Source organism: Labilibacter marinus (assembly GCF_001659685.2).
In the GTDB taxonomy this organism is placed as follows: domain Bacteria; phylum Bacteroidota; class Bacteroidia; order Bacteroidales; family Marinilabiliaceae; genus Saccharicrinis; species Saccharicrinis marinus.
The window spans coordinates 1-823 of record NZ_LXYE02000075.1; the positions used below are offsets into that span (position 1 = coordinate 1).

1 protein-coding gene is annotated in these 823 nt (G+C 33.3%); it reads right to left on the minus strand.

The annotated features are described in order from the left end of the window. Positions 1-210: 210 nt before the first annotated feature. A partial coding sequence (locus A8L32_RS23210) for a YIP1 family protein (RefSeq protein ID WP_233145524.1) occupies positions 211-823 on the minus strand: 613 nt, incomplete at its 5' end.

The following is an 823-nucleotide window of genomic DNA, read 5'->3' on the forward strand; positions in this document are numbered from 1 at the left end:
AACGTTGATTGTATGTATAGTAGCCGATTTTCACCAGCTTTATTGCCCACCGCTAACTTAGCCGAAGCTGTTGTTTTCGCAGCTAACTTAATATTTTTTGCTAGTCGAAACAAGAGTTTCGGCGGTGTTCCAAAGACAGCCTAGCTCCTGAACCCCTACTGATTCGGCTATTATATATACAAAGTGTTGGCTGCTGGCATTTTTATTCCTTTATAGATATTTTATCAAAAAAATAATTAGTCCAATTAACGGTATTGGTAAAATATTAACTACAGCTTTTAACGTTCCGTACTTATTCAGTATTCTAAGTCCAATTATTAATATTACCATTGTCCAAGCCCAAATCAAATGAGTTGATATTCTCAAAATCCAATATTGAGCTATTATGTCAATCAGAGTGTCAGGAATTAGGATAAGAACAACTGCCAAAATCATTATAAAACTAATTGGTATTATTGAATAAACAATTGCTGTCCTAGTGTCTGCAACAAGCCCTTTACTACCCATTAGTTTACCTACAAAATATAGGATATATGTCAGAACGTAATTATAAAATAATACACATAGTACTGAAGAAATTAGAATCCCCGCAATACTGGCAATAACAAGAGGCCAACCTCTTACTATTTCTTGTATGTTTTCAAATTCAGCTATAATAGAATATACTCCTACCAAACCACCAAAAACCGAAGCAATTAAATTGCTGTTTGTATTCAAGTTTTCCTCATACAAATTGTCAAGGTGCGTAAAAACTTGAGTTGGATTATATAATATTCTCAATATGTTTCGCATTATTTTGTACGTTATATATTTGCTTGCAGCC